Origin of the sequence: Kineosporia succinea (assembly GCF_030811555.1) — a bacterium.
In the GTDB taxonomy this organism is placed as follows: Bacteria; Actinomycetota; Actinomycetes; order Actinomycetales; family Kineosporiaceae; genus Kineosporia; species Kineosporia succinea.
On the sequence record NZ_JAUSQZ010000001.1, the window covers coordinates 2,576,419 to 2,602,266 of the forward strand.

Annotated in this window: 24 protein-coding genes; 2 read left to right on the plus strand and 22 right to left on the minus strand. The window is 69.9% G+C overall.

All coding sequences use genetic code 11. The features are described from left to right. Positions 1 to 63: 63 nt before the first annotated feature. Positions 64 to 219, plus strand: coding sequence for a hypothetical protein (locus J2S57_RS11190; protein ID WP_307241311.1), 156 nt, complete (start codon positions 64 to 66; stop codon positions 217 to 219). Between the two features lie 105 nt (positions 220 to 324). Here J2S57_RS11190 and J2S57_RS11195 read toward each other — a convergent pair whose 3' ends face one another. The 10 genes from J2S57_RS11195 to J2S57_RS11240 form a co-directional block, all read right to left on the minus strand. Beyond that, complete coding sequence (locus tag J2S57_RS11195) at positions 325 to 960, minus strand: sortase (RefSeq protein WP_307241313.1); 636 nt, start codon at positions 958 to 960, stop codon at positions 325 to 327. Positions 961 to 1,005: 45 nt separating this feature from the next. Continuing rightward, complete coding sequence (locus tag J2S57_RS11200; RefSeq protein ID WP_307241315.1) at positions 1,006 to 5,613, minus strand: beta strand repeat-containing protein; 4,608 nt, start codon at positions 5,611 to 5,613, stop codon at positions 1,006 to 1,008. 307 nt (positions 5,614 to 5,920) lie between these two features. Beyond that, a complete protein-coding gene (locus J2S57_RS11205) occupies positions 5,921 to 7,090 on the minus strand; it encodes an EscU/YscU/HrcU family type III secretion system export apparatus switch protein (RefSeq protein WP_307241317.1) in 1,170 nt (389 codons plus the stop codon). A 9-nt stretch (positions 7,091 to 7,099) separates the two neighbouring features. Then, entirely contained in the window at positions 7,100 to 7,861 is a 762-nt protein-coding gene (locus tag J2S57_RS11210; RefSeq protein WP_307241319.1) for a flagellar biosynthetic protein FliR, read from the minus strand. Between the two features lie 10 nt (positions 7,862 to 7,871). Continuing rightward, complete coding sequence (locus J2S57_RS11215) at positions 7,872 to 8,141, minus strand: flagellar biosynthetic protein FliQ (protein ID WP_307241321.1); 270 nt, start codon at positions 8,139 to 8,141, stop codon at positions 7,872 to 7,874. 25 nt (positions 8,142 to 8,166) lie between these two features. Then, complete coding sequence (fliP, locus tag J2S57_RS11220; protein ID WP_307241324.1) at positions 8,167 to 9,066, minus strand: flagellar type III secretion system pore protein FliP; 900 nt, start codon at positions 9,064 to 9,066, stop codon at positions 8,167 to 8,169. A 2-nt stretch (positions 9,067 to 9,068) separates the two neighbouring features. Then, a complete protein-coding gene (locus tag J2S57_RS11225; protein ID WP_307241325.1) occupies positions 9,069 to 11,009 on the minus strand; it encodes a FliO/MopB family protein in 1,941 nt (646 codons plus the stop codon). Continuing rightward, positions 11,006 to 11,803 carry a flagellar motor switch protein FliN gene (gene fliN, locus J2S57_RS11230; protein WP_307241327.1) on the minus strand — a complete coding sequence of 266 codons (798 nt, stop codon included), beginning with the start codon at positions 11,801 to 11,803 and terminating at the stop codon, positions 11,006 to 11,008. The genes J2S57_RS11225 and fliN overlap by 4 nt, the downstream gene beginning before the upstream one ends. A gap of 151 nt (positions 11,804 to 11,954) precedes the next feature. Beyond that, entirely contained in the window at positions 11,955 to 12,797 is an 843-nt protein-coding gene (locus J2S57_RS11235) for a flagellar motor switch protein FliM (RefSeq protein ID WP_503129171.1), read from the minus strand. Positions 12,798 to 12,907: 110 nt separating this feature from the next. Further along, on the minus strand, positions 12,908 to 13,462 hold the full coding sequence (locus J2S57_RS11240; protein WP_307241331.1) for a TetR/AcrR family transcriptional regulator: 555 nt from the start codon (positions 13,460 to 13,462) through the stop codon (positions 12,908 to 12,910). A gap of 113 nt (positions 13,463 to 13,575) precedes the next feature. Here J2S57_RS11240 and J2S57_RS11245 point away from each other — a divergent pair, with 113 nt between their 5' ends. Then, the gene (locus J2S57_RS11245; RefSeq protein WP_307241334.1) at positions 13,576 to 14,607 is read left to right on the plus strand and encodes a medium chain dehydrogenase/reductase family protein; all 1,032 of its coding nucleotides are present in this window, start codon (positions 13,576 to 13,578) and stop codon (positions 14,605 to 14,607) included. A 50-nt stretch (positions 14,608 to 14,657) separates the two neighbouring features. Here J2S57_RS11245 and J2S57_RS11250 read toward each other — a convergent pair whose 3' ends face one another. The 12 genes from J2S57_RS11250 to fliG form a co-directional block, all read right to left on the minus strand. Further along, positions 14,658 to 15,239 (minus strand): flagellar basal body-associated FliL family protein, encoded by a 582-nt coding sequence (locus tag J2S57_RS11250; RefSeq protein ID WP_307241337.1) that lies wholly within the window; start codon positions 15,237 to 15,239, stop codon positions 14,658 to 14,660. Positions 15,240 to 15,299: 60 nt separating this feature from the next. Further along, positions 15,300 to 16,196: an OmpA/MotB family protein gene (locus tag J2S57_RS11255; RefSeq protein WP_307241339.1), complete on the minus strand. Its 897-nt coding sequence runs from the start codon at positions 16,194 to 16,196 to the stop codon at positions 15,300 to 15,302. Then, complete coding sequence (locus J2S57_RS11260) at positions 16,196 to 16,969, minus strand: flagellar motor protein (protein ID WP_307241341.1); 774 nt, start codon at positions 16,967 to 16,969, stop codon at positions 16,196 to 16,198. Before J2S57_RS11260 ends, J2S57_RS11255 begins: the two co-directional genes overlap by 1 nt. A gap of 3 nt (positions 16,970 to 16,972) precedes the next feature. Continuing rightward, on the minus strand, positions 16,973 to 17,284 hold the full coding sequence (locus J2S57_RS11265; RefSeq protein ID WP_307241344.1) for a flagellar FlbD family protein: 312 nt from the start codon (positions 17,282 to 17,284) through the stop codon (positions 16,973 to 16,975). 293 nt (positions 17,285 to 17,577) lie between these two features. After that, on the minus strand, positions 17,578 to 18,786 hold the full coding sequence (locus J2S57_RS11270) for a flagellar hook protein FlgE (RefSeq protein ID WP_307241346.1): 1,209 nt from the start codon (positions 18,784 to 18,786) through the stop codon (positions 17,578 to 17,580). A 100-nt stretch (positions 18,787 to 18,886) separates the two neighbouring features. Beyond that, positions 18,887 to 19,393 (minus strand): flagellar hook assembly protein FlgD, encoded by a 507-nt coding sequence (locus J2S57_RS11275; protein WP_307241348.1) that lies wholly within the window; start codon positions 19,391 to 19,393, stop codon positions 18,887 to 18,889. Positions 19,394 to 19,433: 40 nt separating this feature from the next. Further along, positions 19,434 to 21,353 (minus strand): flagellar hook-length control protein FliK, encoded by a 1,920-nt coding sequence (locus tag J2S57_RS11280; RefSeq protein ID WP_307241350.1) that lies wholly within the window; start codon positions 21,351 to 21,353, stop codon positions 19,434 to 19,436. Beyond that, positions 21,350 to 22,369 carry an NlpC/P60 family protein gene (locus tag J2S57_RS11285; RefSeq protein WP_307241352.1) on the minus strand — a complete coding sequence of 340 codons (1,020 nt, stop codon included), beginning with the start codon at positions 22,367 to 22,369 and terminating at the stop codon, positions 21,350 to 21,352. Before J2S57_RS11285 ends, J2S57_RS11280 begins: the two co-directional genes overlap by 4 nt. Further along, positions 22,369 to 22,821, minus strand: coding sequence for a flagellar export protein FliJ (locus J2S57_RS11290; protein WP_307241354.1), 453 nt, complete (start codon positions 22,819 to 22,821; stop codon positions 22,369 to 22,371). The genes J2S57_RS11285 and J2S57_RS11290 overlap by 1 nt, the downstream gene beginning before the upstream one ends. After that, a complete protein-coding gene (locus J2S57_RS11295; RefSeq protein WP_307241356.1) occupies positions 22,818 to 24,143 on the minus strand; it encodes a FliI/YscN family ATPase in 1,326 nt (441 codons plus the stop codon). Before J2S57_RS11295 ends, J2S57_RS11290 begins: the two co-directional genes overlap by 4 nt. Further along, on the minus strand, positions 24,140 to 24,826 hold the full coding sequence (locus J2S57_RS11300) for a FliH/SctL family protein (RefSeq protein ID WP_307241359.1): 687 nt from the start codon (positions 24,824 to 24,826) through the stop codon (positions 24,140 to 24,142). The genes J2S57_RS11295 and J2S57_RS11300 overlap by 4 nt, the downstream gene beginning before the upstream one ends. Further along, positions 24,826 to 25,845 (minus strand): flagellar motor switch protein FliG, encoded by a 1,020-nt coding sequence (gene fliG, locus J2S57_RS11305; RefSeq protein WP_307241362.1) that lies wholly within the window; start codon positions 25,843 to 25,845, stop codon positions 24,826 to 24,828. The genes J2S57_RS11300 and fliG overlap by 1 nt, the downstream gene beginning before the upstream one ends. Between the last annotated feature and the right edge of the window lie 3 nt (positions 25,846 to 25,848).

The following is a 25,848-nucleotide window of genomic DNA, read 5'->3' on the forward strand; positions in this document are numbered from 1 at the left end:
TTGCCTCATGTCCGTATCCGTAATGGTTCCAGCACGTTTGCACTGCCTCGGCGGAGGTGCCGAATGTCTGTTGTTGTCGCCGCGATCGCGGTCTTCCCCGTCCTCACCCTCCTCTTGATCGGTCTGGCCAAGACCGAGAACGGCCTGGCCCGTCCGGTCAAGCCGCGCATCACCCCGGCCGATCTTCCGGTGCCCGCGCCGGAGACGACCGTGAGCTGATCGCCGCTCACGCACCGCACTCGAAACGCCCTGTTCCACGCGCAAAAACACCGATGGCCCGGATCTCGACGCTGAGATCCGGGCCGTTGCCGTGCTGGGGGGTGTCTAGCTCCGGGCGGGCGTGCTGCGAATCAACTGGGCGTGCACGTACAGTCGCTCCCTGGCCGAGAACTCGGGGTGACAGGTGGTCAGTGTCAGCCAGGCGCGTCCTCTCGCCGTTTTCTGCTCCACCACCGAGATGTCCGACGGATCGGTGACCCCCTCGTCCACCACCGCGTAGTCGAACCGCCCGCGGGCCGTCCACACGCTGATCTCGTCACCCCGCGTCAGCTCGTCGATGTGCTTGAACGGGGCGCCCCAGGTGGTGCGGTGCCCGGCCAGGCCGACGTTGCCCCGGCGGCCGGGCTCCGGGCTGCCCTTGTAGAGGCCCAGGCCCTGCCTGAGGATCTCGGTGCCGGTTCCGGACTCCACCGGCATCCGCCAGTCCCGGCCCAGTTTCGGGATCTTCACGACCGCCACCACCGGCCCGGCCACACCCTTCGGGATCACCGCGGTCTCGGGTCCCTTCCCGATGGGGGACGTCCAGGCTTCCGTTGCGCGGTCGGCGAGACCGTGTGCGGCGGTGCGGGCCTTCCAGTTGGTCCACCACCAGCCGCCACCGACGCCGGCCGTCAGCAGAACGCCGACGGCCAGGGCCGCAAAAGCGATGAGGCGGACCCGCGATCCGCGGGTCCGCCCCATCGACATCACTCCTGCATCCTTTCGGTTTCTCTCAGCGAGCGGCGGTTACGCCACGTCGTCGGGGTGGTCGGGCTGCTCGCGGTGCTGACCCTCGTGCGGGTCCAGCCCGGTGCCGAGCAGGCCGGCCGGCATCAGCTGACGGCCTTCCTCGTCGGTCGCCGCCCGGGCACCCCGGCGCGTCCGCAGACGCTCGGCGCCGAGCAGGCCGCCACCGACCACCATCAGCAGCAGGCCCAGGGCCAGGCCCGGGATCAGCAGCAGCGGGGTACCGGTGAAGGCCAGACCGCCACCGGTGTCGTTGCCGCCGCTCCCGTCGGTGCCGCTGCCGTCGCCGTCGCCGGAGTTGTTGCCGCTCCCGTCGCCGGTTCCGGTGCCGTCGCCGTCGCCGGAGTCGTTGCCGCCGTCGTCACCGGTGCCGGTGCCGCCCTCCTCGACGACCGTCACGTTCACGGTCTGCTCGGATTCCTGACCGATGTCGTCGGTCACCGACATCACGAAGGTGTCCTCACCCTCGGTGTCACCCGCGGTGTAGACGCAGCTCTTGGCGCTCGAGGAGATCTCGACCGAGCCGGTTCCGTCCGGCGTGCTGCAGGCGGTGACCTCGAGGCCCGAGTAGTCCGGGCCCTTCGGGGCGATCGCCTTGGTGGCGCCGACCTCGACCTCGGTCTCGATCGTCGCGGTCGCGGCGAGCACCGGGATGAAGGTGAACGACTCCAGGAAGCTGATCGATCCGGCGGAGTTGGTCACGGTCACCGTGGTGGGCCCACCGGCGTGCGGCGGGGTGGTCACCTCGACGCTGTTGGAGGCCGCGGCCTTCCAGTTGCCGACCGCCTTACCGGCCATCGCCGGCTTGTAGAGGACGGCCTTGGCGGCCTTGGCACTGCGGGCCTTGAAGTCGCGGTCCTTCGTCGACTTCCTGACGGCTGACGCCGAGCCCACCTTCGGGTCGTCGACGTCGGGCCAGAGCTGCAGGTCGGTGCCCTCCACCCCGTCGAAGCTGACGGTGGTGGCGGCGTCGAACCCGGTACCGGTGATCGTGACCCGGGTGCCCCCGGCGACCGGACCCACGTTCGGGGTCAGCCCCTGCACCGTCGGCAGCCCGGAGAGCGGCACGTAGGTGAACAGGTACGACCGGCTGTTGCCCTGCGTGTTGCGCAGCAGGACCGCGATGCCACCGGCCGCGTGCGGCGGCGTCTTGACCGTCAGCGTGGTGTCGTCCACGACCGACAGGTCGGTGCCCGCCGTGCCGTCGAACGTGACCCGGTCGACGGTCTGCAGGCCGATGCCCTTGAAGACCACCGTGGTGCCACCGACGGTCGGGCCGCTGCGCGGCGTCATCGTGTCGAGCACCGGCACGCTGTTCGCCGCGACGTAGGTGAACGTCGCGTCACCGGCCGTGCTGCTGCCCACCGGCGTGGTCAGGATGACGTCGACCGCCCCGGCCGCGTGCGCCGGGCTGGTCACGATCACCGTGGTGGTGTTGATGACCCGGATGTTCGTGGCCGGGGTGCCCCCGAAGGTGACGCCCGAGGTCAGGAGCAGGCCGGTGCCGTAGATGGTGACGTCCGTGCCACCGGCGATCGGCCCGACGCTGGGCACCAGGGTGGTGACGGTCGGCGACAGGTTGAGCGGGAGGTAGGTGAAGAGCGCGGTGCTGGTGCTCTGGATCCCACCCGGGCCGACGATCGTCAGCGTCGCCAGACCGGTCGCGTGCGACGGGCTGGTGACGGTGATCTGCGTGCCGGCGCCGTTGACGCTGAACGCGGTGCCGGGAGTCGAGTCGAAGCGGACCCCGGTGGCGCCGGTGAAGCCGGTGCCGGTGATGGTCACCACGGTGCCGCCGCTGGTCGGACCCGAGATCGGCGAGATGCCGGTGATCTGGCCGTCGAAGGCGACGTACTCGTAGTTGAGCGTCACGATGCCGCCCGCGGTGGCGATGATCACCGGGACGACCCCGTCGGTCAGGCCGGACGGCATCGGGAAGGTGAGCGTGGTGTCACCCGTCACCGTGTAGTTGGTGACGACCTTCGCCCCCACCGTCAGCGCCAGGATCGAGCTGAAGCCGGTGCCGGTGATGGTGACCGTGTTGCCGCCCTGGATCGGGCCGGTCGTCGGGCTCACCGTGGCGGCGCCGGCCGCGGTCGGGGTGTAGATGAACGTGCCCGGTGTGAGTGCGGCACCACCGGTGCCCGAGAGGGTCACCAGGTAGGCGCCCGCCGTGTTGGCCGGGGTGTCGAACTTGATCTGTGTGGCCGAGCCACCCGCCTTGGGCGTGGTGGTCTTGGTGCCGACCTGGATGCTCGTGACCGTGTCCAGGCCGGTGCCGGTGATCGTCACCTCGGTGCCGCCGGTGACCGGGCCGGTGAGCGGGCTGATCCCGGTCACGGCCGCGACGGCGTTGTAGGTGAAGTTCGACGCGGTGCTGGTGACCCCGCCGGTCCGGACGGTGAAGGCCTGGTTCCCGGGAAGTCCCGGCGGCGTGGTGAACCGCAGCGTCGTGCCGTTGACGTACGTGGTGGTCAACGGGATCGCGGTGCCCCCGGTGCCCCAGTAGACGACGGACGAGCTGGTGTAGTTGGTGCCCGTCAGCGTCACCTCGGTGCCGCCGGACGCCGGGCCGTTGGTCGGGGCGATGGTCCCGATCGTGGGCGTGGCGGCGTTGTAGGTGAACGTGCTGTTGACGTTGACCAGGCTGGTTCCGCTCGCGTTGGTGACGACCACCGGAACCGTGCCGGGGGCGTCACCTGCCGGGGTGACGAACGACAGCGTGGTCAGGGTCGGGGTACCGGTCACCGTCGCCGGCTTGCCCCCGACGGTGACGGTGTTGCCGCTCGTCAGGAAGACACCGGTGAGGTTGACCGTGGTACCGCCGGCCAGCGGGCCGTTGTCCGGGGCGACGGTCAGAATGGCCGTCAGACCCGGAACCGGAACCGCGGGAACCGGTGTGGCGTAGAAGAACGAGCCGGCCAGGGCGTCACCGTTCGGGCTGAGCACGGTCACCGGAGCCGCCCCGGCCGCGTGTGCCGGAGAGGTCACGGTGATCTGCGTCCCGGCGCCGTTGACGCTGAAGGCCGTTCCGTTCGTCGTGTCGAACCGCACGCCGGTGGCTCCGGTGAAACCGGTGCCGGTGATGGTGACGACGTCGCCACCCGCGGTCGAACCCGTCAGCGGGGAGATCCCCGTGACGACCGGCGGCAGGGCGGTGTAGGTGAAGGTCTGCGCGGTCGACGTGGTCGAGCCCCGCTTCACCGTGACCTGCGCGGTGCCCGTGCCGGCCGGCGCGACCGCGGTCAGCTTGGTCGGGCTCACGTAGGTCGTGGCCTGCGCGTTGGCATCGAACTGGATCACCGAGTCCGTGGTGAAGCCGGTACCGGTCGCGGTGACCGTGGTGCCGCCGGTGATCGGACCCGTGGCCGGGCTGATGCCGGTGAGGCTCAGCGCGTCCTGGTAGGTGTAGACGCTCGCGGCCGACTGGGCCGACGTCCCACCGCTGGTGGTCACCGTGACGAATACGGTGCCGGTGCCCGAGGGCGCGGTGGCGGTGATCTGGGTCGGGCTGTTCACCGTGACGGAGGTGGCGTTCGTGTTACCGAACTTCACCGTCGGCGAGCCGGTGAAACCGGTCCCCGTGATGACCACCGAGGTGGTGCCGCCGGGCGGCCCGGTCGATGGATTCACGTTCGTCACCGTCGGCGCACCGACGTAGGTGAAGGTGTTCGTGCCCGTGTTCGTGCCGCCGGTGGTGCCGGGGGTCGTCACGGTCACGTTCTGCGCGCCGGTGCCCGCGGGGGCGACGGCGGTGATCTTCGTGGTGCTGTCGATCGAGTACGTGGCCTCGGTCGAGCCGAACTTCACCGAGGACGTGCCCCGGAAGTTGGTGCCGGTGATGACCACCGAGGTACCGCCCGAGGTCGGGCCGGTGGTCGGCGCGATGCTGCTGACCGTGGGCACGAGGGCGTCGGTGGTGGAGCACTCGGTGTGCCCAGCGATGACGTCGCCGGTGCCGACCGCGTCGAGCAGCCCGCCGTTGCCGCCGAGCTTCAGGTGCAGGGCGTTGACGACCAGCTTGGTCTTGCCGCCGACCGTCGTCCTCGTCTGCTCGTTCAGGGTCAGCGTGCCCAGGCCGAGCACGTTGACGACCGTGTTCGCGGCCGGCTGTTCCGGCGTGGAGTTCAGCACGCCGGAGAGCTTCAGGCCGGTGACGGTGGAGGTGGCGGTCACGCCCGCGGCGGTGCCGGTGCACTGCGACGAGATCAGGTCCGCCGAGACACCCTGCAGCCCCAGCGAGGTGCCGAGGCCGAGGCCGTCGACCGCGGCCGTCGCGTTCGCGGTGTCCTTGAGGTCGTCACCCGTGGCGGTCGTGGTGGCGGTACCGCTGCTGAGCAGACCGGGCACACCCACGTTCGCCGTGGTGGCCTGGGCCGGTCCGGCCGGCCAGTCCGACTTGGGGGTCTCCTGGGTGCCGATGGTGGCGCCGAGGAGCTTCACGTTGGCGAACAACCCGTAGGACGAGGCGGCGGTGGAACCGTCCGCCGTGGCCTTGAAGTCCTTCTTCTTGAGCTTGCCCTTCGACCCCGTCGACGGCTTCCCCACCGCCGGCTGGGCGGTCAGGACGGTGCCCGTCTGGGGTGCCGCCGACGCGGTGGCGGCCATGAGAGGCAGGCCACCGCCGGCGACGAGGAGGCCGGCGACGACCTGCGCAACCCCTCGTCTGTGCCGGAAACGGGTACGGCCGCCGAAAAGCGGCCCCCCGTCCGGGCTCGTACTGTTCCTGAACAAGACGTGCATTGAGGCGCCCCCGCTACCTGAGTGCCAGGATCCATAGCGATCCGGTCGATCGGCGACTCTAGGTAGCTGTGTAATTACACAGGTGGGATTACGTGCGGCGTGTCTCGAGAAGATCTCCGGACGGACGACTGAATTTAGGCCCTGGTGACCGTTTTCGGTGACTAAGAACCCCTCAGCGGGCCCGGTGACGGGCCTCGCTGAGTTCGCGGCGGCGCCTTGCGGACAGTTGTGACCGGGTGGGCAGGACGTCCGGAACCGTCGTCTTGGTGGGCGGTTTCCGGGTCGCGGCGTTGCGACCCGGCTTGCCTGCGGCCATCACGAAGGCGAGGATCCGGGCGACCGCCATGTAGAGCTCGGCCGGGATCTCCTCGCCGACCTCGCAGACCCGGAAAAGTGCTCGGGCGAGCGGCTTGTCCTCCACAATGGGGACGCGGTTCTCGCGCGCCATCTCCCGGATCGCCATGGCCACCGTGCCGGATCCCTTGGCCACCACCTTGGGCGCGCCCTTGCCCTGCTCGTACTTCAGGGCGATCGACAGGTGCGTCGGGTTGGTGAGGATGACGTTGGCGGTGGGCACCTCGGCCATCATCCGGTTGCGGGCCATCGCCATCTGCTTCTGGCGGATGGCCCCCTTCAGCATCGGGTCGCCCTCCTGCTGCTTGTACTCGTCCTTGATGTCCTTGGGCGTCATCATGAGCTGCTTCATGACTTCGTGACGCTGGTAGAAGTAGTCGGCCATGGCCAGCACCAGGCCCGCCCCGGCCGCGGCGAACACCATCTGCCGGATCCCGGCGCCGGTGCGCTCCACCGTGCCCATCAGCGGAAGTGTGCCTCCCGCAATGAGTTGCGGGATCATGTTCTTGCCGATCATGTACACCACCACGGCCAGCACGCTGACCTTGAGCAGCGCCTTCAGCGCCTCCCAGGCCGCGCGCAGCCCGAACATCCGCTTGACGCCCTGCAGCGGGTTGAGCCGGCTGAACTTCGGCTGCATCGCCTTGGTGCTCGGGTAGACACCCTGGGCGGCGATCGCGATCGTGCCGGTGAGCATCGAGGCCAGCACCATCGGCGCGGCGCCGACCAGCACGGTCATCGGGATCATGTTCATGACCTGGTAGGCCCGCTCGAGGCTCGGATCGTTCACCACCGAGGGAAGTTTCGCGAGCATCTCGCGCAGCCGCTCGTTGGTCAGGTGCACGCTGATCGGCATCACGGCCATCGCCACCGCGATCGACGCCCAGGTGCCGAAGTCCTGGGTGCGGGGGAACTGCCCGTCCTTGCGGGCGTCCTTGATCTTCTTGGCTGTCGGCTTCTCTGTCTTGCCGTCCTTGTCACCGGCCACGGTTCACCCTCACCCCCCGACCAGGCGGATCATGGTCACCCCGGCGGTGTTGACGAAGTTCTCGAGCGTGCCCGGGATCTGCACCAGGATCAGGCCGATCAGGAACAGGCTGAGCACGATCTTCAGCGGGAAGGCCAGGGCGAAGGCGTTCAGGGCGGGGGCCGCACGGGTGAGCAGACCCAGCGCGACGTCGGCGATCAGCAGGGCGGCCAGGATCGGCGCGGTGATCTGGATGGCCGAGAGGAACATCGTGGAAAGCATTTTCAGCAGGGCCTCGGCCACCTCGCCGAGATCCATCCGGGCCATCGCGGTCACCTCGAACGTACGCGAGAGACCGCGCAGGATCACCAGGTGCCCGTCGGTGACGAACAGCAGAGTGATGGCCATGAGCTGGTGCAGGCGTCCCATCACCGAGCTGGTCACCATCGACAGCGGGTCGAGGGTCTGCGAGATGCTGAAACCACCGGCCAGGTCGATGAGGTCACCGATCGCCTGGATCGCGGCCACGGCCATCAGCACGAACAGGCCGAGCGCCACGCCGAGCAGCATCTGCAGCAGCATCTGCCCGATCATCGCCCCGGAGCCCAGCTCGGGCGCCTCGGCGATGGTCCAGGTCGACATCGGGACCGCCAGGGCGATCGCGGTGCCGGCCCGGACCTGCGAGGGGATGGCCCGGGTGTTGAACGGCGGGGACACCATGATGAAGCCCACCGTGCGGCCGAGGGCCAGCAGGTACCCGGAGAGGGTGAGCGAGGCGAAGGTCAGGTCCACGTGGGGGATTTCAGCTGTTGAGGAGGGTCGGCACCATGTTGAAGAGCTCCTTGGTGAAGCCCTCCAGCGTCTTCAGGCACCAGGTTCCGGTGAGCACCAGCACGACGGCGGTGACCACCAGCTTGGGCACGAAGGTCAGTGTCTGTTCCTGGATCTGGGTGGCCGACTGGATGATCGACAGCACCAGTCCGATGGCCAGGGTGGCGAACAGCACCGGGCCGGCCACCTTGGTCGCGGTCATCAGTGCGGCCGCCACGATCTGGATGATCGAGTCTTCCATGCGGGCCTCCTAAAGGGGAAAAGCGCTAGCGGTAGCTGCCTATCAACGTGGTGACGATCAGCGACCAGCCGTCGACCAGCACGAAGAGCAGCAGTTTGAAGGGAAGGGAGACGAGCGCGGGAGGCAGCATGACCATACCCAGCGACATCAGGATCGCGCTGACCACGATGTCGATGACCAGGAACGGTATGAAGATCACGAACCCGATGATGAACGCGCCGCGCAGCTCGCTGAGCACGAACGCCGGGATCAGCGTGCGGAGTTCGACCGACTCCCGGTTCTCCGGGTTGGGCAGGTCGGCGGCCCTGGTCATCAGGGCCAGTTCCTCGTCGCGGGTGTGCTTCAGCATGAACTCGCGCAGCGGCTCGCTGCCGGCCCGGTAGGCCTCGGTGACCGTCATGTCGCCCTTGGAGTAGGGCTGGATGGCGGCCTCGTTGATGGCGTCGGCGGTCGGCCCCATGATGAACAGCGACAGGAAGAGCGCGAGCCCGACCAGCACCTGGTTCGGCGGGACCGAGGGCGTGCCCAGAGCCTGGCGGGTCAGGGAGAGGACGACGACCAGCTTGGTGAACGACGTGCACAGCAGCAGCACCGAGGGTGCCACGCCGATCAGGGTCACCATCAGGATGATGGAGATGACCTGGCTGCGCTGTCCCGGCACGCTGACCGAGACGTCGCTGCTGTCGTTGGTGTTGTCCAGGTTGGTGGCGAGGACGGGGTTGGCGGCGAGGACGGGGTTGGCGGCGAGAACCGGAGCGCCGAGCGTCGAGACCTGGCTCACCGCAACGGGTGCGGCCACACTGGCCTGGGCCGCGGAACCCGGACCGGCGATCTGCAGGAGGCAGAACGCGAGGCCGAGCAGCAGCCCGGCGAGCAGCCGGTGCGGAGCGCGCAGGCCCTTCCGGAGGGAGGAATGGCCGTTCATGGTCACCCCCGCCGGACGGTCAGATCACGCAGCGCGTCCACTCCCTGTCGCCACGTCCTGGGCGACAGCACCGATCCGTTGACCTGCGGGTCCTGCTGCTGAGACCGGCGGCCGGACGGCTGGGCCGGAGTCTGGGAGGCGCGTCCCTGCGCCTGGGCTCGAGTCTGGTTCGGCAGCACCGACTGGGCGCGCCGGGCCGGGGTGGGCGGCGGTGTCGCGGCCACCGAGGCGGTGCGGCGGGCCGGGGCCGGACGCTGCGGCCGCAGGTCCCGGCCGGGCTCGTTGCCGGCCTGCGCCGGGTTGCCGGCCTGCGCCGGGTTGCCGGGCTTCGCCGGGTTGTTGCGCCGGGCCTGGTTCTCACGCCGGGCCTGGTTCTCACGCCGGGGCTGGGGCGGGCGCTGCGGCTGGATCTGCCGCGGCGGCTGGGCCGGGTGCCGCCCCTGCGCAGGACCGGCCTGACGACGACCGGCCGGACGGGTCTGCGCCGGAAGCGTCTCGGGAGCGCGGTTCTGTGCGGCGCGGGCCGGGTAGGCCTCGGCCTGGAACTCGGCCACCTGACGAGCGGTTCGCTCGCTCAGGCTCTCCGACCGGGCGGCGCGCCGCGGGCCGGAACCGGAAACCGGAGCCGGACGCTGGTCGCGGGGCCGGAACGGGGGCTGCGGAACCGGAGGCGCCGCCTGAGCGGTCGGCTGGGCCTGAGCCGGGGCCATCGAGGGCCGCGGGTCCAGGTCCTCGCCCCGGCGCTGGGCCGGAACCGGAACGGAATCAGGGGTGTTCGTGACCGTCTCCCGGTCCGCGGCGGTGCGACCGGCGGCCCGCAGAGCGGTGGCCAGGTCGGGGAACTCGTCCACGTTCAGGGTGCCGGGCAGCGGGGTGGGCACGTCGTCGGCCGGGGCGTCGCGCAGGGATGCCCGGTTCTGGGCGCGGGTGCGCGGCGTCGCGTCCTGCGGGGGGCCGGCCGCCCGTCGGCCCGAGGGCCGGGTGGGTCGGTCGAGGTCGATGGTGGACGTTCCGGTCGCCTCGGTCTCCCGGGTCACCGGGGGCGTCGGGTCGACGGTGTCGCGGACATCGATGAGCAGCGCGTCGACCGGGGCCGAAGGCTCGACCGGAGCGGCGCTCTCGGCGAAGGAAGCGGAAGTGGGCTCGTAACTGGGCTCGTAGGTCGACTCGGGTGCCGATTCCAGCAGCCGCTCGGCCACCGAGACCGGGGCCGGCTCGAGCTCGATCACGTCGTTCGTCGGCTCGTCGGCGCTGTCCGTGGAAGCCGTCTCCTCGAACCACTGCGACGACTGGGCGTTCTCGGTCGTCCGGACCGGGGCGGGTGCTTCCTGGCCGAACATCGAGGCCAGAACCGCGGCGGCGTCCTCGGTCTCGTTCAGCTCGTCGAGATCGATGTTCTCCGGGGCACTCACCGAGCTGGGAACCCGGCTGGGCACCACGGTCGGCACGGTGACGCCGTGCGCGGCCCGGGCGGCAGCGCGCGAATCCGCCTTGCGACGGCCACGCTTCGCGGACCGGCGGGAGGAGCGCGAAGGCTCCACGTCGTCCTCAGTCCTGCTCAGACCGAGCTGTTGACGCAGGCTCGCCCCGAGCATCGACACGAAACCCCCGGAAGCCGGGCGGCCCGTGCGCGAGCGGCGGGAGCGCCGCGAGGCGACCGCCTCGGCGAGCTGCGCTGAACCCTCCGGCGTGGAGGAGTCGATGTCGGCCAGCATGGTCACCCCCTGCGAGGTGACGCCGAGAAGCAGCTTGCGGTCGGAGATCTCGACGACGGCCAGGTTGGCCTCGCGGGACAGCCCGATCCGCTCGACGATCTTCAGGCCGCTGCCACCGTTCTCGCCGCCGGCCTTGCGCGCGATCCGCGCGACCAGGGCGATCGACACCAGCACCACGATCAGGCCGCCGACGACGCGACCCAGCATGTCCAGGTCGCCGCCGATCATGTCGCGTCCCGGGTGACGATCTCGGTGATGCGCAGGCCGAAGCTCTCGTCCACCACGACGACCTCGCCGCGGGCCAGGAGCGTGCCGTTGACCAGGAGGTCGGCCGGGGATCCGGCGAGGCGGTCGAGTTCCACGACGTCACCGGGGGCGAGCGCGAGCAGCTGGCGCACCGTCATCCGGGTCCGGCCGAGCTCGCATGTCACCTCCATCTCGACGTCGCGCAGCATCTCGATGCCCCAGCTGTTGTTGCCCGCGGCGGGCTGGCCGGGACCGCGCTGCTGCGGCACTGACGCCGCGGGCGGCGCCATCTGCGTGATCGAGAGACCGACGACCGCGGTGACGGCGCCGTCCGGGCCGGACAGCGGCAGGATCACCGTGGTGCCACCGGTGAGCACGTCGAGGCAGTCCTCGACCGGGGTGGCGGTGGGGTCACCGTCGAGTCGTCCACCCAGTGAGGTGGCGATCGAGTCGAGCGCGGGCTTGAGGGCCTGCGCCGGCTCGAGTGAGCCGAACGGGGTGCCGGCCAGGGCGTCGACCAGTTCCTGGCCGACGACCAGGAGCACCTTGCCCTCGATACCGCCGGAGAGGAATGCCGTGATGGCCGCCCCGGCCGGAGAGGGCAGGGTGGCCTGGCCCGGGTCCGGGATCGGGTCGCCGATGGTGAGCGGCGACGCGGACGGTATCTGCGGCAGGGCTTCCCGCACGGCCCCGATGGCGGCCTGGGCCGCGGCGTCCCGGTTGCCGGCGTCGCCACTGCGCTGCTCGGGAACCAGGGGTGAGGCGGAGAAAGACATGAGGGGTCCTCGGTGTGCGTGAGTCAGTGAGTCGAGGTGGCTTCCATGCTTTTCTCGGCCGCATCCCTGCGCTGATTGAGCTGTCCGGGTGATGGATCCTCACAAGGCTTTCGGAGGATGCCCGGGTGTCGTTCGTACTCCCTATTGCGTCCTACTGTTCGCCGGGGTCCACGATCAGAGCCGCCAGCTGCTTCCCGGAGGCGCCCGGGATCGCGTACCCGAAGGTGGATGCGGCCGAGGTCACCTCCAGAGGCTTGGAGGTGCGGTGCCCGAGTCCGATCACGTCACCGACGGCCAGCCGGCCGATCTGCGACGAGCTCATCCGGATCGGGTCGAAGCGGATCGACACGTCCACCTCCACGTCGTTGAGACGCTGAGTGGTCTTGGCGGCCGCGGCGGATCGCTGCTTCTGCTTCTCGCCGCGGTCCTGCGCCCGGGTCGCCTGCTCGAGGGCCGGCTGCAGCATCGCGTACGGCATGCACAGGTCCATCGTGCTGATCCGCTCACCCACGGCCAGCTGCATGCGCGCCACGATCACCGGGTCGGTGGCCGCGGCGGCCTGCACGAACTGGGCGTTGCTCTCGAGCGTCAGCAGCTGCGGACGGGTGACCGCGATCGGCTCCATGGCGTACGCGAGTTCACGCAGCGCACGGCCCAGGAGATGCCGCACGAGCGTCTGCTCGATGTCGGTCAGCTGGCGCTCGGGTTGCTCGTCGAGCCCACTGCCACCCAGCAGATGGTCGATCATGACCATCAGAGTGCTCAGGTCGAGACTCATCAAAGCCTTGCCCTGCAACGGTTCCAGCGACATGACAGCACAGACGTTCGCCTCGGGCAGGCCGGAGAGATACTCGTCGTAACTCATCTCCTCGACCTGAATGAGGCTGAGGACACTGACTGCCCGAAGACTGGTCGTCAGCACGGTGGTGCCCTGCCGGCCGAAGGTCTGCATCGCGACCTTCAGCAGGTGGGCATCCTCCCGCGCCAGGCGCACCGGCCGGCGGAAGTCATAGGTTCGAGCACCTGCCCGTGGGCGTCTGCCTGTGCTGGTCGCCTGATCGGAGTAGCCCACGAAAGGACCATCGGTGAGAGGGGCCGGGTCCTTTAACCAGTGAGCCGGGCCAGCGTGCGAACAAGATCGGACGTGATCCCGGCGGGCCACCGGAAGTGCGGCAGTACCGCTCGCTGATGGGCCAGTCCGTGCAGGCCGAGCCAGAGCGCGACGGCGTCCACCGCGGGGTCGGGGGCCCCGCAGTCCTCGAGGCACCGACGCAGAGTGCCTGTCACCCCGGCCGGATCGCCCCCGCCGCCGAACATCGTGCGGTAGCGCTCCGGGTGGCCGGCCGCGAAGTCCAGGTAGGCCGTGCAGACCGCTTCCAGGCGGTGCCGCGGCCCGGAGGGCCCCCGGGCGGCGAGCAGGTCCGCCTCGAGCTGGGCGAAGCTCCGGTGCACCACTGCGAGCAGCACGGCCTCCCGGTCGGGGAAGTGCGGGTAGATCGACGGGGCCGCGATCCCCACCCGGCGGGCCACCGACCGCAACGTCACCCCGCGGCCGTCCCCCGACGCGTCCATCAGTTCGACGGCCGCCTCCACGATCTCTTCGCGTAGCCGCGCCCCCTCACCACGCCGGTTCCTCGCCCTGACCTGCTCTTTCCGCATGGTTCAGAGAGTACATCTCAAAACTAACGACCGTAAGGTTGTCATCGTTAGGCAACGTGTGTAAGTCTTTGTGAGGAGGAACCGCCCGCACGAACGACACGAGGAGACCTGACATGAACGCCACCGAGATCGTGCTCCCCGGCCTGGTCGAACCCGCCGGCCTGCAGGTCCGCAGCCGTGAGCTGGAGGCACCCGGCGCCGGGCAGGTGGTGCTGCGGATGGAGGCCTCCGGGGTCTCGTTCGCCGAGCAGCAGATGCGCCGTGGCAAGTACTACGACCAGCCGTCCTTCCCGTTCGTGCCGGGCTACGACGTGGTCGGCACGGTCGTGGCGGTGGGCCCGGACGTCGAGGCGTCGTGGATCGGGCGGCGGGCCGCGGCGGTCACCAAGACCGGGGGCTGGGCCTCCCACCTGCTGATGGACGCGGCCGACCTGGTGCCGGTGGCCGACGGCCTCGACCTCGCCGCGGTCGAGACGGTGGTGGTCAACGGCATCACCGCCTGGCAGATGCTGCACCGCGTGGCCCGGGTGCGGGCGGGCGGCACGATCGTGGTGCTCGGCGCCAACGGTGGGGTCGGCACCACGCTGGTGCAGCTCGCCCGGCACGCCGGGATCACCGTGATCGGCACCGCCTCACCGCGTCACCACGAGCACGTGCGGGCCCTCGGCGCCACGCCCGTCGACTACCGCGACCCGCAGATGTACGACCGCATCAGGGAACTCGCCCCCGACGGGGTGGACGCGGTGTTCGACCACGTCGGCGGCGAGGCCCTGACCCAGTCGTGGAGCCTGCTGCGGGGCGGCGGCACGCTCGTCTCCTACGGCAGTGCGGCCACCAAGGACGACGAGGGCAACTCGCAGCTGCCGGTGCTGAAACTCTTCGCACGGCTGGCGGCCTGGAACTACGCGCCCAACGGCCGGGGTGCGCACTTCTACAACTTCTGGGCCGGCCGCCGTCTCAGCCCGAGGGCGTTCCGCGCCAAGCTCTCCGAAGACCTCACCCAGGTGCTCGGCCTGCTCGCCGACGGCGTCATCGAGCCGCAGATCGCCGCCACCTTCCCGCTCTCGCGGGCCGCCGAGGCCCTGACCCTGGCCGAGTCCCGCACGGTCACCGGCAAGGTCGTGCTGCTGGCCGACGCGCCGTAAACGCAGAAAGGACAGCCGGAATCGTCCGACTGCCCCACTGCCGTGCCGTTCTACTGCATGACGAACTCGGTGAAGTACACGTCGTACACCTCGGGCTGTACCGTCAGCTGCGAGACGCGCTTCTCCGCCTGGGCCGCGGTCAGGTCGTCGGTCTCGTGCACCTTGCCCCCGCTGACCTCCTCGTTCGCCTTGGTGATCTCCTCCTCGGTGGGGTCCCCCTCCGGGAGATAGGCGAGCTTGACCCGGGCGACGAGTTCCTTCTTCGCCGCGTCCTTGCCCTCGGTGCTGCTCAGCTGGTCGATGGTCATGTTGCTGAACACGTTGATCACCTGGTCGAGGGCCTTCGACCCGTCGGGTGCCTCGGCCACGTCCTTGGTCGGCTGCAGTGCGATGCCGACCTTCAGGAAGTGGCCCTTGGCCAGGTTCACCGTGATCGAGTCGAGAGGCACGACGGTGCCGGCGACGGGCGCGGGCAGTTCCTTCGCGGCCCCGGAACTGTCGTCCTTGGGCCGTAGTACGAAGAACCAGGCGGCGGCGAGCACCAGGACGATGACGGGCAGCGCGATGATGATGAGCTTCTTCCTGCCCCCACCCGCGGCCTCCTCACCTTCCTTCTCGTCTCCCTTGGCCATGTGCGTCTCCTTCTGTGTTGTTCGTCCGTGACGTGGTCGGGTCTTCCGTGAATAACGGCTCTACTTACTGTTTCCCAGGTCCTCGACGGCCCGCCCGGAGGAGGTGTCGACCTGGGCCAGCACCACGATCTCGACGCGGCGGTTGACCACCACCGACTTCGGGTCGTCGGCGGGCAGTCTCGGCTGGGTGTCGGCGAAACCGGTGAAAGTCATCCGGCGATAGGGAATCTGGTCGGTGTTGCGGAGGTAGACCAGAACGTTGGATGCGCGCTCGCCGGACAGTTCCCAGTTGTTGCGGAACTGGGCGGTGCGGATCGGGATCGAGTTGGTGTGCCCGTCCACGCTCAGCTTGTTGGGCAGGGCGCGAAGGGTCGGGCCCAGGGTGCGCAGGATCTTCTCGCCCCGCGGCATCAGGGTGGCGCTGGCGTTCTCGAACAGCACGTTGTCGGTCGCGATCGTGACCACCAGGCCGCGTTCGTTGAACCGGAACGTGGCGCCGTTCTTCAGGCCGGCCTTGGTGAGAGCCTTCTGCAGCTCCTCCTGGGCCTTCTTGAGGTTGTTGACCTCTTTCTTCACGGCCTCCTGCTCGGTGGCCTTGACCAGCTCGGCGACCTTCTCCGGGTTGACCTGGGCGGCCGTCACCTGGTTCGGGTTCTGCCGCTGATTCCCGTTGGCGCCCGAGAGGTTCGGGTCGTCCGGGGCGACCCCACCGCCCGGCGACAGGAGCTGGTCGCCCCCGGTGAGGATCTCCACCGGGGCGCCGAACCCCACCGACAGGCCGTTCTTCAGCGCGGCGAACTTTCGCGAGTCCACCTGGCTGATGGCGAAGAGCACGATGAAGAGCACCATCAGCAGCGTCATCATGTCGGCGTAGCTGACCAGCCAGCGCTCGTGGTTCTCGTGCTCCTCGTGCTCTTCCTCATGACCGCGGCGCTTCCCCCCACCGCCGCCGCTCATCAGGCAGCCTCTCGCACTTCGTTAGGCCCGGTCGGGGTCATCTTCGAGCGCAGCTTGGTCGCCACCACCCGCGGGTTCGAGCCGGCCTGGATCGCCAGCACTCCGTCGATCACCAGTTCCATCTTGGCCGCCTCCTGAGCTGCCAGGTACTTGATGCGCTTGCCCCAGGGCAGGAACATCACGTTGGCCGACATGACGCCCCACAGGGTGGCGACGAACGCGCCGGCGATGAGGTGGCCGAGTTTCTCCGGCTCACTCAGGTTCTCGAGCACGTGGATCAGACCGATGACGGTACCGACGATGCCGATGGTCGGCGCGTAACCACCCGCGTCGGTCCAGAAGCTGGCGCCGACGGCGGCGGAGGCCTTCTTGGCCCGCACCTCGGCCATCAGGATGTCGTAGAGGTCGTCCGGGTCGGTGCCGTCCACGGCCATCTGCAGACCGCGCTGCATGAACGGGTCGTCGATGCTGTCCATCTCCGACTCCAGCGAGAGAAGTCCCTCACGGCGGGCCTTCTCGGCCATCTTCACCAGCGGGTCGACGATCTCCTCGTTGTTCACCGGCTTGGCCGTGAACGCGTAGACCAGCCACTTGAACCCGGTCATCATCGACGGGATCGTGCCGCCGGCCATGCAGGCACCGAGCGTACCGACGATCACCAGCATGATCGGTGGGATCAGGAAGATCGCCATCGGGCTGGAGCCCTCGAGGATCATCGAGGCGAAGATGGCGCCCAGCGCCACGACGAGGCCGACAATCGTTGCCACGTCCATGAATCACACCTCCCGTGACGGCAGGCGCAGAACCCGGCCGAAAGTCGTTTCGTGCGAGGTCCGATCGGCGGTCGTGACGTCCGCGGCGTCGTCCGCGGTGCCGGCACCGTACCGGGACAGGGTGATGGCCTCGGCGGCCACGGAGGCGCGCCAGGTGCGGACCATGTCGACGATCCGGGTCAGGGGCTCCTCGACGACCAGCTTGTGGCCGTCCACCAGGGTGATGACGGTGTCGGGCGTCGCCTCGGCGCGCTCGATCAGGTCAGGGTTGACCGCTATGGCCACCCCGTTACCCAGTCGGGTCACAATGATCACGCGAAGATCCATCCTTGGAGTTGTCGGGCCGTCCAGTGGCCTCGGGTTAGTCGGTCGGCACCAGGGCCGGGGGATTGAGACGTTCGGGGGCAGACTGCTCCGCCCGGGTTACGGAAAGCCAGGCCGCCTCACGGATGGTGCCCCGGTCGGGGCGAAAACGCCCGGATCGAGCGGCTACCCGGGGCCGAACGGGGGATCGGCCGAAAGTGGTTCGCCCGCCGCGGGTACGCACGAGAGGGTCACCGGCCGCGATCGCGCGGCTGGTGACCCCCTTCGGCGGTGTCGCGGTGCTACTACCTCTTGATGTTGACCAGTTCCTGCAGGATCTCGTCGCTGGAGGTGATCACCTTGGAGTTCGCCTGGAAACCGCGCTGGGCGATGATCATGTTGGTGAACTCGGCCGCCAGGTCGACGTTCGACATCTCCAGCGCACCACCGGTGATCAGGCCGTGGCCACCGGCACCGGGGATACCGATCTCGGCCAGACCGGAGTTGGCGGTGTCGCGGTAGACGCTGTCGCCCTGCTTCTCCAGACCGCTCACGTTGTTGAACGTGGCCAGGGCGAGCTGGCCCAGGGCCTGCTTCTGGCCGTTGCTGAAGATACCGGTGACGATGCCGTCGCTGCCGATCTGGAACTCGTTCAGCGTGCCCGCCGCGTATCCGTCCGTGGACTTCGTGGCGGGGGCGCTCAGGCCGGCGTAACCGGTGAACTGGGTCAGGTCCAGGTTCATCGTGACGCCGTTGACGGTGAACGCGATCGGGTTGGTGGACGAACCGGCGTCGAACTGACCGGCGTCGTTGAACCCGACGTTGCCGCTGGCCAGCACGGCGGTGTTGTCGGCGGGGTCACGGACCTCGATGTTGTACGTGCCGTCGGCCGGGTCGTTCGGGGTCAGCACGATCGGCACCGCGTAGGCGGCACCACCCTGGTCGTAGACCGTCGGCGTGAGCGTGAGCTCCTTGGTGCCGGTCGGGTCGAGGTTGCCGCCGACCTTGACCGTGGTGGTGGCTGAGCCGGGAATGCTCAGGCCGGCCTGCAGCTGCAGCTTCGAGAGCTGGCCGTAGGCGCTGATGTCACCGTTCACGGCCTGGTAGCCCTGCACGTACATGCCGTTCGGGTTGACCAGGTAACCGTCGTTGTCGAGCGTGAAGGCGCCGGCGCGGGAGTACACCTGCGTGCCACCGTCGTCGAGCACGAAGAAGCCGTCACCGTTGATCATGATGTCGGTCGCCTTGTTGGTGACCTGGGTCGAACCCTGGGCGAAGTTCTGCTGCACCGCGGCGAGTTTCACACCGAGGCCGATCTGCGTCGGGTCGAGACCACCGCTGGTCTGGGTCGAGGCCCCGGCTGCGCGCAGGAGCTGGCTCAGCGTGTCCTCGAAGACGATGTTCGAGGACTTGAAACCGGCGGTGTTGACGTTGGCGATGTTGTTGCTCACCACGTCCATCATCTGCTGGTGAGCCTTCAGGCCACTGATACCTGAGAAGAGTGAGCGGAGCATGCCGGACCTCCTGGTTCGGTCACTACTGCGGTCGGCGTCCGTGCCGGGGAAATCCGGCGCATTCCGTGCGCCCGGAACTTGGGGGGTGTGGTGCGGGGGATCAGGCGGAAGCTTCGCCAGAACTGCTGTCGTCGGCGGCCGGGGTCGTCGGGGTCGTCGTGCCGCCGATCTTCACGCTGGTCAGGTCGCCCAGCGGCACCTTGACGGCGGCCGCCCCGGTGCTGGGGGTGACCAGCAGCTGCGGCGTGCCGTCGACCATGGTGATGCCGGTGACGATGCCGGACCCGGCCTTGCTGCCGACGCCGTACTCCACGTTGGCGCCGATCATGCCCAGCGACGACTGCATCTGGCTGGCCGTGAGCAGGCTGGAGGTGTTGTCCACCATCGCCTCGAGCTTCTCCACGGTGGTGAACTGCGCCATCTGGGAGAGGTACTGGGTGGAGTCGGTGGGGTTCATCGGGTCCTGGTACTTCATCTGGGCCAGAAGAAGTTTCAGGAACATGTCCTTGTCCGACGTGGTGCTGTTCGTCGAGCGGGACACGGTCGAGGTGTCGGTGGCCGTGTTGTTGCTGTTGATGATGTCGGCGATATTGCCGGTGACCGGCATACGTCACTCCTCCTTCGGGGGACTTCGGGGGACGGGCGGATCAGATCATCAGGTCGAGATTGCCGTTGCCGGCCGCGGCGCCCGTCATCGGCGTGGCCGTGGTGGTGGGCGTTCCGGAACTCCGGACGCCGGTGCCCGGAAGGTCGCTGCGGGGCTGGTAGTTCGGCTGCGGCTGGCTGCCGCCGCCGGTCCCGGCCGAGGTGTCGGCACTGGCCTGCATCTGCACGTCCGCCAGGTTCAGCCCGGCCTGGTTCATCTGGTCGCGCAGGTCGTTCAGCCCGGCCTGCAGCTGGGTCAGGGCGGCCGGGGCGGCGACCAGGTCGACGCGCACGTCGCCGTTGTGCACCGACAGGGTCACCGTCACGTCACCGAGATCCTCCGGCGAGAGCCGGATCACGGCCCGGTGGCTGCCCTCCTTCAGAGTGCGCAGCTGGGCCGCGATCTGCTGACCGACCTGCTCGGCCACGGTCTCGGCGGCGGCCGTGCTGTAACCGGTCCCGTTCACCGTGGCCGGGGTGGAGGCCTGCTGGGTCTGCTGGGCCTGGCCGAGCTGCGTGGTGAAGCCGTCACCGGGTGACGTGGCGGAGCCCGTGTTCTCCGGTGCGTCCTGGGCGTCGGTGGCTCCGGCGGTGGCCCCGGCCTGCGCCTGCGACTGGGCGTCGGCGTCGGCCTCCGCGTCGAAGGCCCCCGAAGCCCCTGCACCGTTCACCCCGGCGACCTTCCCGGCCGTGCCGGAGGCATCACCCCCGATGACGGACGAGGCCTCGGCCCCGTTCATCCACTGCCCGTTGACCATGATCCGGTCGGGCATCGGGGCGACGGCGGCGGGGTCGGTGCCGGTGGAAGCGCCGGCGGAAGCGCCGGTGGCAGCGCTCGTGGCGTCGGTGGCCGGGAGAGCACCGGTGTCGGTGGACTGCCCGCCGGTGGCGGCCTGCTCGGAAACCCGGGAACTGGTCCCGGTCTGGGTCATCCCGGCAGCCGCGGCCTTGGCCAGCTCGGCCGCCACCGCGTCCGACGTGGTGCCCGGACCCTGGGCCGGCGTCTGACCCGTGGTCATCGAGACGCCCTCGGGCAGAGTGTTCTTCGTGGTGCCGGGCAGCGACTGCTCGGAGTCGGCCGTTCCCTTCACCCCGGCCGCCGCGGCCACGGAACCCTCGGTCTTCAGTCCGAGAAGCCCGGCCAGCACCTCGTTGTCGTCACCCGCGAGCTGCGTGAGCAGTGCGTTCAGGGCGTCGTCCGAGCCGGATGAGGCTCCGGCCGGCCCGGCGGCGCCGGTCTGGGCGTCCAGGGCCAGTTCGACCGACAGGCGGGTGTGCAGGCCGTCCGGCCCGGAGGTGGTCTCGATCGACGTCACCGTCGGCAGCTTGGCCGCGGCGTCGGCGTCACCCCCGGCCAGGGCCTGGGCGATCTGCCGCGCCGCCAGGGCCTCCGCCGCGAGAACCTGGGCCAGGGCGTCCATCTGGACGGCCTGGCCCGCCGTCGAGTCGTCGGGCCCTTCCTCGTCGGCCGGGGTCTCGCGGCCGATGTCGGCGACCTTCTCGTCGGCCGTGTGGTAGCGCTGTTCCGCCGCCGGGTCGACCCCGGCCCCGTTCGAGCCGCCCTTGCGGATGGCCTCGGCCCGGGCGTCCCGGTCGGCCGCCTTCTCGTCCGCCTTCCGATCGGCGGCGCGGGCATCGGCCGCCCGGGCGTCGGCCGCCTTCTCGTCGGCCGCGTCGGCGCGGTCGCGAGCGGTGGTGCTGCGCCGGCGGGCGGCGTCCTGGGCGGCGCGCTCGGCGGCGTTCTGCCGGTCGAGAGCGCGGTCGCTGCCCGAGCGTTGCCGGGCCGCGGAGAGCTGCTGTTCGAACTGCATCCCGCGCTCGGCCGTGACCGAGGCGTTACTACGGAACTGGAACGGGCTGGAGCCCTTTTCGTTGAGCAGGGCCTCGATCGAGCTCTGCACGTTGCTGGTCGACGTGGTCATCGCAGTTGCCCCCAAGCATTCTGCACTCGTCGGACGTAATTCTCGGTTTCGGTGTACGGAGGCACACCGTCGTACTTCCGGACCGCACCGGGTCCGGCGTTGTAGGCGGCCAGGGCCAGATCGACCCGGCCGAAGGTGCGCAACTGGTCGGAGAGGTAGCGCGCGGCACCGTCGACCGCCTGGGCCGGGACGCTCGCGTCCACACCCAGATCCTTGGCGGTGCCCGGCATCAGCTGCATGAGTCCCTGCGCACCCGCGGGGCTCTTCGCCGAGGCGTTGTAGTTGCTCTCCGTCTTGGCCACGGCCGACAGCAGCGCCGGGTCGAGGCCGTACTTCTTCCCCGCGGCCTCGAAGAGCGAGGCGTACGGGGTGGATCCGAGGGAGGACGAGCCGGTCGAGCCGGTCAGTTTGGCCAGGGTGTCGGCCACCGAACCGGACGAGGAGGAGGTGGACGAGGTGTCGGTGAGCACCCGGCGGATCTGGCTGGGGGTCTCGTAGACGTCCCGGATCCGCACCACGTCACCGGTTTTCGGCGCGTCGATCATCTTGCCGTCACCCAGGTAGATGCCCACGTGCGAAACCGGCGAGTTGAAGAACACCAGGTCGCCGGGCTGGGCCGCAGCCAGCGACGACACCTTCGTGCCCACCGTGGCCTGGGCGGCGCTGGTGCGCGGCAGCTCGATGCCGAGCTGGCCGAACACCAGCTTGGTGAAACCGGAGCAGTCCAGGCCGGTCTCGGGGTCGTTGCCGCCCCACTTGTAGTCCACGCCCAGGTACTGCTTCGCGATCGAGATGGCCTTGTCCGCGAGGCTTGTGGACGTGGTGCTCGAGGAGGACGAGGAGGATCCGGTCCCGTTCACGAGACTCAGCAGGTCGTCGAAGTCCGACGTGGTCGAGGTGGACGACGTGCTGGCCGACGTGGTCGTGCTGCTGCTCGTCGCACTGACCGGCGCCGGGTTGATGAGCGTCTCGATCTGGCCGATCCGGCTGAGCACCGCGCTCAGTCCTTCGGACATCAGTTGCCCCCTTCGGGCTCACGGGACGACGGGATCGGCATGCGCCGGCCGGAACCGGCGCGTTCGTCCATCTCCTTCTGCTCGGCCCGCATCAGCATCTCCGCGCGCTGCTTGCGGTACCGGTCGTGCAGGGCGGCGACGGCGTGGACCTCGGCCCGGGCCTGCAGCCAGGCCTCGCGCCGTTCGGCCAGTTTCATCGTGAGCTTGGTCAGCTCGTGGTCCACCTCGGCCAGGTCGCCGCGCAGCCGGAACCGGTAGACCGACTCCAGTTCCAGCTCGTGCGGCGTGTTCTCACCGTGACGCTGGGCCCGGAGCCGTTCCAGCAGGTCGTCGCGGCGGGCCTGCATCTCGCGCACCGCGGACTGCGCCTCGTGCAGAGCCGTGGCGGCCTCCTCGAGACGCTTCTCCCGCAGCCGCTCGACCGTGGCCAGCCGGAAACCCTTCTTGCTCATCGCCTCACCTGCAGCAGACCGGCCAGCTCGGCCCACGACTGCTGGACTCCGATCGCCTCGTCCGGGCGCTGACGCAGGAAGTTGTCGATCGCCGGGCGCAGCCGGATCGCCGCGTCGGCCACCGGGTCACTGCCGCTCACGTAGGCGCCGACCTCGACCAGTTCGCGCACGTCCCGCCACGACGCCATCAGGCGGCGCAGGGTGAGCGCGAGTTGCCGGTCCTCCTCACTGAGGATCGCCCGCTCCACCCGGGAGACCGACTCCAGCACGTCGATGCTGGGGAAGTGCCCGGCCGTGGCCAGGTCCCGCGACAGCACCACGTGACCGTCGAGGATGCCTCGCACCGTGTCACCGATCGGGTCCTGCAGGTCGTCGCCCTCCACCAGCACGGTGTAGAGCGCCGTGATCGAGCCCAGCTGGCCCGGGCCGGAACGCTCGAGCAGCCGCGGCAGCATGGCGAAGACGCTGGCCGGGTAGCCCCGGGTGGCCGGCGGTTCGCCGGCGGCCAGGGCGACCTCGCGCTGGGCCATCGCGGTCCGGGTGACCGAGTCCACGACGAGCAGCACGTCCTCGCCCTGGTCGCGGAACCACTCCGCGATCCGGGTGGCGGTGAACGCCGCCGTGACCCGCAGCAGGGCCGGGTCGTCGGCGGTGGCCACCACCAGCACGGTGCGCGAACGGGCCTCCGCGTCGAGCGTGTCCTCGATGAACTCCCGCACCTCACGGCCACGTTCGCCGACCAGGGCGACGACGCGGACGGGGGCGACGGTGCCGCGCACGGCCATGCCGAGCAGCGTGGACTTGCCCACACCGGACCCGGCCATGATGCCGACGCGCTGCCCGGCCCCGACCGGGATCAGGGTGTCGATCGCCCGGACGCCGGTGGGCAGGGCGTTCTCCACCCGGCGGCGCAGCAGCGGGTTCGGCGCGGACGCCTCGACCGGCACCATCTCCACGTTCGTGGGTTTCGGCCTGCCGTCCATCGGGCGCCCGAGCGGGTCGATGATCCGGTTCATGACGCCGTAGCCGGCCGGGATGCGCAGCTGGTCACCGGTGCGGCGCACCGGGTTCCCGGCCGCGACCCCGGCGGTGGCGCCGAGCGGCATCGCGGTCACGCCGTGCCGGTGCACGGCGATCACCTGGGCGGGCAGCTGCCCGGCCGAGGTCTCGATCGTCAGCAGTTCGTTCACGGCCGCCTGGAGCCCGAGCACGCCGATGCCCAGGCCGACGACCTCGCCGACCCGTCCCTCCGGGGTCGGGGTCGCGGCCTGCGCCGCTGCCCCGAGCCGGTGGCGGAGTTCTTCCGCCAGAGGTGAACTCACCCGCGCAGCACCTCCTCGGCGGCCGCCAGCGCACCGGGCAGGTCCTGCCGCAGCCGCTGGGTCGGGGTGAGCACGGTGACGTCACCGGGGGAGAGTGTGGCGTCCGGTACGACCGTCACACCCTCCACCGCGTCGTCCTCGAGCATCCGGGCGTCGTCCGGGTGCAGGTGCACGACGGTCTCGTCGGAGGCGCCCACGTGCCGCAGCGCGGAGCGCACGGCGAGCTCGACCTGACCGTCCACCGACTGCAGTTCACGCCCGAGCGCCGCCGCGGCGAGCTGGAGCGCACCGTCGGTGAGCACGTCGGCGACCTCCTTCCACTGCGGCAGCGTGGCCTCGTGGGCCTGCCGCACCGCGTCGCGCATCGACTGCAGCAGGTGGTGCACCTGCTGCGTGACCTCGTCGCGGATCCGGGCGTTCTCCTCGTTCATCGAGGCCCGGGCCAGCACGTTCTCCTCGGCCGCGGCCTGCCGGCCCTGGGCCCAGCCGGCCAGGTACCCCTGGGCCTGGGCCTCCTCGCGGGCCCGGGCGGAGGCCTGGCGGACCATCTCCTCCAGCCGCGGGTCGCCGTACTGCGGGTCGACCGACGTGCGGTGCAGCGGCCGGTCGAGATTGGCCGGCCGCACCGAGTCGCGGGCCTGCTGCGGGCTGAGGACCGGGCTCGGGCTCTGGCGCAGCGACATCACTCCACCATCGCGTCGTCGTCGGAGCGCTGGATGAGGATCTGACCGGTCTGCTCGAGGGCCCGGATCTCCTGGACCACCTTGGCCTGGGCCTCCTCGACCTGCTTGATGCGCACGGCACCGAGGAGGTCGATCTCCTCGACCAGGTTCTCGGCGGCCCGGGCGGACAGGTTGCGGGTGATCTTCTCCTTGACCATCGGGCTGACGCCCTTGAGGGCCAGGGCCAGGTCGCCGCTCTCCACGTTGCGCAGCACCAGCTGGATCGCCTTGTCGTCGAGCGTGAGGATGTCCTCGAAGATGAACATCTGGGCCCGGACGGTCTCGGCCAGGTCCTGGTCGACGGTCTCCAGCCCTTCCAGGATCATGCGCTCGGTGGAGCGGTCGGCGCGGTTGATGATGGCCACCAGGGGCTCCACACCACCCACGGTCGACATCTCCTGCGGGCCCAGCACGGTGGTCATGCGGCGCTCGAGTTCCCGCTCCACCAGACGGATCACGTCCGGGCTGGCGGGCTCCATCGAGGCGATCCGGTAGGCCACCTTGGCCTGCAGGCTCTGGTCCAGGCCGGACAGCACCACCGCGGACTGCTGCGGTGCCAGGTGGGCCAGGACCAGGGCGATGGTCTGCGGGTGCTCGTCGGCGAGGAACGAGAGCAGCTGCCGGGCGTCGGCCCGGCGGATGCCCTCGAACGGCATCTCGGCCAGGGAGGCGCCGAGGCGCTCCATGATCTCCTCGGCCCGGTCGCTGCCGAGGCTCTGCGCCAGCAGCTGACGGGCGAGGTCCATACCGCCCCGGGACCCGGACTGGGCCGCGAGGTTGTCGTGGGCCTCCGAGAGCACGGCCTCGGCGTCGATCGCGCTGACCTCTTTGAGGCGCACGATCTCCCCGGTGAGCTCCTCGACGATGTCCTCGGGGAGCAGGCCCATGATCCGGGCCGCCTTCTCCTGGCCCAGCTGGACCAGGAAGATGGCGGCCTTGCGGATACCGGTGAGCGGCTCGTTCGCGGTTGCGAGTGCCATTGG